Origin of the sequence: Ilumatobacter nonamiensis YM16-303 (genome assembly GCF_000350145.1) — a bacterium.
Taxonomy (GTDB): domain Bacteria; phylum Actinomycetota; class Acidimicrobiia; order Acidimicrobiales; family Ilumatobacteraceae; genus Ilumatobacter_A; species Ilumatobacter_A nonamiensis.
Map to the genome: position 1 here is coordinate 1 of NZ_BAOL01000111.1, position 6643 is coordinate 6643.

9 protein-coding genes are annotated in these 6643 nt (G+C 64.0%); all 9 read right to left on the bottom strand.

The genetic code is table 11. The features are described 5' to 3' along the window. Positions 1-137 precede the first annotated feature (137 nt). The gene (gene vapC, locus ON45_RS11745; RefSeq protein ID WP_040494091.1) at positions 138-536 is read right to left on the bottom strand and encodes a type II toxin-antitoxin system VapC family toxin; all 399 of its coding nucleotides are present in this window, start codon (positions 534-536) and stop codon (positions 138-140) included. Further along, positions 533-733, bottom strand: coding sequence for a type II toxin-antitoxin system VapB family antitoxin (locus ON45_RS11750; RefSeq protein WP_085946540.1), 201 nt, complete (start codon positions 731-733; stop codon positions 533-535). The genes vapC and ON45_RS11750 overlap by 4 nt, the downstream gene beginning before the upstream one ends. A 104-nt stretch (positions 734-837) precedes the next feature. Continuing rightward, positions 838-1029, bottom strand: a complete 192-nt coding sequence (locus ON45_RS11755) for a hypothetical protein (protein ID WP_206537691.1) — start codon at positions 1027-1029, stop codon at positions 838-840. An 89-nt stretch (positions 1030-1118) separates the two neighbouring features. Beyond that, positions 1119-2792 carry a LysM peptidoglycan-binding domain-containing protein gene (locus ON45_RS11760; protein ID WP_040494092.1) on the bottom strand — a complete coding sequence of 558 codons (1674 nt, stop codon included), beginning with the start codon at positions 2790-2792 and terminating at the stop codon, positions 1119-1121. Beyond that, complete coding sequence (locus ON45_RS11765) at positions 2789-3349, bottom strand: RNA polymerase sigma factor (protein ID WP_148288653.1); 561 nt, start codon at positions 3347-3349, stop codon at positions 2789-2791. Before ON45_RS11765 ends, ON45_RS11760 begins: the two co-directional genes overlap by 4 nt. 210 nt (positions 3350-3559) lie before the next feature. Further along, a complete protein-coding gene (locus tag ON45_RS11770; protein WP_040494093.1) occupies positions 3560-3955 on the bottom strand; it encodes a VOC family protein in 396 nt (131 codons plus the stop codon). Between the two features lie 148 nt (positions 3956-4103). Then, positions 4104-4457 carry a TraR/DksA family transcriptional regulator gene (locus ON45_RS11775; RefSeq protein WP_040494099.1) on the bottom strand — a complete coding sequence of 118 codons (354 nt, stop codon included), beginning with the start codon at positions 4455-4457 and terminating at the stop codon, positions 4104-4106. A gap of 248 nt (positions 4458-4705) precedes the next feature. Then, entirely contained in the window at positions 4706-4963 is a 258-nt protein-coding gene (locus ON45_RS11780; protein ID WP_040494094.1) for a hypothetical protein, read from the bottom strand. Between the two features lie 523 nt (positions 4964-5486). Continuing rightward, entirely contained in the window at positions 5487-6377 is an 891-nt protein-coding gene (locus ON45_RS11785; protein WP_148288654.1) for a patatin-like phospholipase family protein, read from the bottom strand. Positions 6378-6643: the final 266 nt, after the last annotated feature.

Genomic DNA, 6643 nt, shown 5'->3' on the forward strand with positions numbered 1-6643 from the left:
CAGCCTGCGAGAGCCACACGCTTGACTCGGATGGGTGCCGCACGATCTCGAGCCCCTACCCGAGGGAAGACGTGCCGATCTTTCGCTGTTGTCGATGGACTTGCGCCTGGATGTTCTGAGCTGTTTGAGCTGGGTTGTCAGCTTCGTGAGTCGGGGTGTATTCGCAGATCGGTATGTCGTGCGAGTGCAGTGAAGTCCACATCTGCATGGAGGACCTCGGCTCCCGCGCGGACGGCGACGGCGCCGATCAGACAATCGATGAGTTTGCGGACGGTCTCACCGTTCGCTCGACAAGCGCGGTACATCGAAGCAGCGTCGTCGTAGTCGACAGGCGACGTGGGCAGCACCGTCGATCGCGCCAGCAGCCCCCGCAGTTGGATCAGATGCCGCTCGTTTCGGGCGCCAGCAAGGACTTCCATCGACACGGCATCGCAGATCGCAAGGTCGGCATCAAGTAGCCGGTCCACGGCGATGCAGACCTCCGAGCCCGTGTCGCGAAGGAACTCGATCCATGCCGACGTGGCGACGAGGATCACGCTCTGCTCGCACGCATCTCATCGAGGTCGCCGTCCCAACCGGTTCCCCGCATCGAACGGGCATCGTCGAGGCCGAGCGGCTCGCCCGCGACCTTGCGCAGTGCAAGGTTGACCGCTTCGCGTTTCGTGCTGAGGTGGAAGCGGTCCATCACTCGCTGGCAGAGTTCCATATCGATATCGATATTGGTGCGACTCATACACCAAGTATACACCTCCGAGTACCCGTCGCGACCGGCGCCAATCTCGGGCACGTTGCCCGCTCCGGGACGTGCCGCTACGAGCGGGTCGGAGGGCTGAGCGGCTATTCGGCGGTGACTGCTTGGCCGTAGCGCTGGCGAGCGGCCTCACCCGAGGTGCCGACCATGGCGCCGATCGATGCCCACGAGTGTCCGTCGTGTCGGGCCTCGACGACCGCTTCGCGAAGGGCTCGTTCGGTCTCGGCTCGGGAGACGAATGCTTCGCGCACGATTCGCAGTGCGGTGGCTTCGCGCAAGTCGCCTGGCTCGGCTCGCTCGAATCGTGCTGCGAGTTTCCGGTGTGGGCGGTCTGGTGGTTCTCGGTGGCTACGGACTATTGGGTGGCTCAGCCGCCGATGACGAGGACGGCGTTGGTTTCTCCGGGGAGTTCTTCGTCGATCATGTTGGGTGTCCAGGTGTCGAAGCCGTCGATGCCGAGCAGGTCCGCGATTCCGCATGTCCATGGGATCGTGTCGCCGATCGGATTGAGCATCGTTTCTGTTGTCGGGCGGTTGCTCTCGAGGACGGCTGCGATGTCGATTCCGGCGGCGTTGAGTGTTGCGAGTTGGGTGTCGACGAGGCTGTCATCGTCGGTGGCGTCGACGATGGTGAGTGTTCCGGCGGCGCCGATGTCGATGTCGATGCTGTCGTCGGCGACTTTGGTTGCGATGTCGTCGCCGAGAACGATCAACGCGTCGGGTGTTTCGGCGGGGACGGGTGATTCGATGGGAAGATCGTCGGGCATCGGCTCTCGGGTCTCGATGCCTGTCGCGTACGAGAGTTGGATCCCGAGACAGGTGGCTTCGTTGCGGAGGTAGATGACTGAGTCATCCAGGTGAAGGAGAGTGGAATTGACCGGGTCAGCGACGCCGAAGCCGGCGGTGGAGAGACGTTCGGTGAGCCGACCGGCCAATCCGCCGTAGGTGTTGGCATTGGCAACCATCACCTCGCCTGGCACGATCGGAACAACGGCGTGGGTCGCCGATACGTCCGGATCGGTCGGATCAGGCGATCGTTCCGTTGGATCCGGCGGAACCTCAAGGACCATCCCGGCCTGGATCGCGTGCTCGTCGCTGAGTGCGTTCAGCTCGACGAACTCGTCAACCGGAGAATCGAATCTGCTGGCGATATGTGTGAGGAGGTCGCCGCAGCGGACTTCGTAGAAGCGTGGTCGTTCGCCGCCGTTGAGGATGAACGGAGTCTCGGCAGAGATGGCTGTGGCGGTGTCGATGAATGCTGGCGCGTCGGGAAGATCGGCGAACGGCACCTGTACGGAACGGACCGTGACGATCGACTCGTTGGACACGAGTGTGGTGGTTCGCCGGGCTGGGTCAGCGGTCTCGTCGACGAAGAGCATCCCTTGATCGGTCGGGATTCCTGATGCTTCACCGTTCCAGAATTGTTGTTCCCATCCGGCTTCGGGGCACGAACCGGTGGGTGCGATGGTCGCGAGTTCGAACGACACCCGCCCGCTGCCAATACCGCCGGACACTTCGGCGGTGAATGGTTCGGTGGGGCCGGTCTGCCCGACGAGCGCCGAGAGGTTCCAGTCGGCTGCGTTCGACGCCGACTCGGCGAGCCCAACAAGTGTCGGATCATCGAGACCCTCGAATACCGGATCAGCTGGCGGGAGGGTGGTCTCGGGTGATCGGTTGGTTTCGGGTGGAGCCGAGTCGGCATCGACGTCGGCGTCGACATCTGGACCGGATGGAGGAACGTCGGCTGGCCCGGGTTCGACTGGGGTTGATGCCGTGTCGCGTATCGCCATGAATCCGACCAGTCCTGCAATGACCGCAGCGGCGGCGCCGAGCACGGCCAATCGTCGATGAGACTGAACGTCGACAGGTGCGGGCTGATCCGTTCGGACCGGGCCGTGGGCGATCTCTCCAGGGATCGCTCCAAGGTTGTGGTCGGACTGACTGGCGCGGCGTCCGAGTGCTGCGCGGATTCGGGCATCGGTCTCCGCGTCGAAGGGTTCGTCGTCGGGTCGAAGGTTGGCGAACGCGTCGAGCTCGTTCATTGCGCTTCTCCCTGTGTCGCGGGACCGTCGGGTTCTTGGTTGAGTTCGTCGTGGAGCTGTTGGCGGATCCGATGCAGGCGGACACGAACTGTTCCCGACTTGATTCCGAGCGCCTCCGCGATCTCGCGACTCGACAAACGTTCCCACCCTGCAAGGAACAACAGATCCCGATCGCCGTCCCCGAGTGAGCCGACCGCTTCGAGGAGGGCCGCTGCGTCGAGCTCGGCGTCAACGCGCTGTGACACGCCCTCGCCGATATCCCCAGTGTGGTCGATCCCTGATACCCACTCGGTGCGCGTGTCGACGAGCGCTCGCAGATGGATCGACTCGGCCTCCCAGTGACGACGCACCAGATTCGTTGCGATGCCGAACAACCAACCCCCATACGAACCCCGCGACGCGTCGAACGAGGACGCCGACTCGATCGCATTGCGGAACGTTTCCGCCGTCAGGTCCTCGGCCAGATGGCGCCCGACCCGACGAGCCAGATACCGAAAGACATCCGGCGCGTTCTCGACGTACATGACCTCCAGGTCATCGAACTGCTCCGATGTCATCGACTCCACTCTCTCGGACAACGCCACCGCATCCACAACCACGACTTCCGTCCGAAAGACCAGGTGTTACACGATTGCTCCAAACCACCGGCGAATCGACGAACAATCTCGGACACCGACCCGCTCGCGGTCGTGCCGTACCTGAGTGGTGTGATGCCGGCGGTCCGCTGATCGATATCGAGTGGTGTCCTGTGCCGACGGATCAGAGGTCTACGGCTCGTCGGCGACGAGTTCGACCTCGAAACCGTCGCTGTTCTCCATGTATGACGCGTAGTGGTCGGGTCCACCTGCATGCGGGTGCTTGTCTGAGAAGAGCAGAGTCCAGCCGTGTTCAGCGGCGGCTTCGGTGATCGTGTCCACATCACTGCGCGACCCAGCGAAGAACGCAAGGTGGTTGAGGCCGCTCGATGTCCGGTCGTGCGGTCCGGTTCCGTCAGGCGATTCCTCGACCACGATGTAGGTGTCGGCAAGCTTCCAGCTCTTGCCATCCTTCCAGTCTTGGAACGGCAGATAGCCGAGTGTCTCGAGCAACCAACCCCAACTCGATGTTGCTCGCAGCACGTCCGGGACCCAGATCTCGATGTGATGAACGCGACCGGTTCGCATGACGAGAGGTTCCCACGCACGAGCGATGCGATCGAATCTCACCGGTGATCCTGCGCGCCTGGCCGAGCACCGAGGTGCCGGTACGAGCGGCTTGCTATGTCGCGGTTGGCTGGCGATATGCGTGGCAGTCCGCTGAGTGGCCAGATGTTCAGCTGGCACAGCCGACGCAGCTCGGCGTGGCTGGCAGTGCATCCAGACGCTCGCTCGTGATCTTGAGACCGCAGATCGTGCAGGTTCCGTACACCCCGTCGTCGAGGCGCTGTTCGGCGGCGTCGATGTCGGTGAGCGTGGTTCTCGTTTCGTCGAGGAGTGCTGCGATCTGCTGGCGTTCCCAGGCGATCGTGTTGCCTTCTGGATCGTGTTCGTCATCGGTGGCGACGTCGCTCGTGGCCTTCACGATGGAATCGAAGCCGCGCACGAGACTCGCTGCGCGCTGCATGGTCACTGTGCGCAGCGCGTCGAGTCGGGAGTGGGGATCGCCTGGTCCGTTGAGCGAGGTCATGTGGAGGTCCATCGTCACGATGCCTGGTCAAGTTTGGACGATTGTCGGGCGTCGCGGTCAAACGGCGGCGGCCGCGATCTCGACTCGTCGACGCTGGTCGTGTCGATGGTGGACGGGAGTGCGGCCCGGTCAGCGCTTGGCGAAAGTCCGCCAGGCGATCGCGCCAACGATCGCGATGGCGATGACGAAGATCACTGCTGCTGGTTCCATGACTCTCCTTCGATCGGACCGATCTGGTCGGGCCTCCGTCAGGCCCCTTCGGTGGACCCGACCTCGTTGCCGTCAGCGTCCACGATCACGAACGCCGCTGCTGGAGAGTCCAACACGGTCGCATCACCAGGAGACGTCGCGAGCGGAAACTCGATCGCCTCACCCGAAACGGTTGCCCGAACCGTCGTGTCTGCCTGTGTGGATCGGCCCACCACGATCTGGCGACCATCGTCGAGCGACAGTCGACACAGCGACCAGGTCAGCTCGTCAGGTCCGTCGCCGCCCGTTCCGCACACGCCCGCTTCCAGCTCGACCGAAGATCCTCCGTCGAATTCGACAGCACGATCCAGGGCCTCTGCTCCGTCAGAGTTCAGCGAAGCGATTCTCGCGACGCAAACGGCCGCGTCGACATCATCACAGGACGGAGCGGCACCCTGGCCGTCTACCGCATTGTCACTGCCACAGGCAGCGAGGAGAGCTGCAGTGGAAAGAACCACGACGACGGTCGAACCTCGACGAAGCCGATTTGCCATCGAGAACAACGTAGGTGAAGAACTGCAGTCGTGCCGACACTTGCGTGACGAGCTGGAAGGGGCGGAGAGTTCTCGTCCGAGCTGTCGAGCACCATCGTGCCGTACCCGGACGGTGCAGGGACGGTATGGCGTAGGCGATATGCGTAGCCGAGGAGCGGCGCCGCTGAGAGCGTTCCCGCGAAGGCGACGATCAGCGATGGCGGTCTGGTCGGGAGGCACTCCGTTCGTCGACATTCTGGATCTGTCAGAGGGGCACACACGGCGGCGCTGGATTGCGCGGCGTCGGTCAGCGGCCATTTGGTGCAACGGCTGGCTTGCTCACCGATGCTGGGGGTCGTTCGTGTTCGAGGATTTCGCAGGCGGTTGCGTAGGCGTGGCGCGCGACGCGTTCTCGGCGCTTGGCCGCATTGAGGTTCGAGCCCATTGCTGCGATGTCGCTTCTGGTCGGTTCGATCGTGATCACGTCGCAGATCGTGGCGAGTCGCTTGCACTCGCGGGCGTTCTGGACGCGTACTGAGTTCCGGAGCGCAGCCATTGGGCCGAGCTGGTACAGCGGTCGGTCGACCGACATGGGTGCGCTGACGATCACGATGTCTGGCTCCGATGCGGCGACGGTGTCGGCGTTGTTGACAGATCGCACGGCGCCGTCGACATACGTGCGGTCTCCAATGCGAACCGGCCGCGCCAGCCCGGGAACCGAGCACGACGCTGCGATTGCCTCGCCCGGAGTTGCTCCGCTGTCAGCATCGAGGGCGGCGACGCGCCCGTTGCGTGTATCGACGGCACAGAACCGCAGTTGCACGCCGCTCGGCCACGTCGCGTGTGTGAGGTCATCGAAGTATGTTCCGACCGACGGTGGTGCGGCCGCGTCGCTCGCGGTGCCAGAGCCGTTCGAACGCCGGGGCGAACCGATGCGCGACATCAGCTCGCGTGCCGAGCCACTCTGGCCGGCTCCGGTCTCGCGTCGGAACAGGTCGTCAGCATCGATGCCGGCCCCGACGAACCCAGCAGTGACGGCACCGGCAGATGTCCCCGTGATCGAGTCGACCGATCGCGCGTCGACGCCCCAGATGTCGCGGAGTGCGAGGAGCACGCCGGCGTGGAACGAGGCTCCGAGCTTCCAGCCACCGCCCAACACCAAGGCGATCACGGGCCCGCGACTCGCGTGCGCTTCCATCACAAACCTCTCGAGTTCGGCGCCCACCGAAACCTTCTCACGATCTCGGTACCTGTTGGATGAACAGCAGATGAACACGTCCGGCGATCGGCCGACGTCGGTGGACAGTGCGTCTTTGTGCGATGGCTATTGGGGTCGCAGATGAGCGCACCGGCGAAGTGCCGGTGGTCGCGGGCTGGGCGTTGACCGGAGCGTGGTCACCGACCTCAGCGAGGTACCCGCCGAGTTCCTCGATCGAGTGCGTCGCCGTCTCGAGCAGCACATCG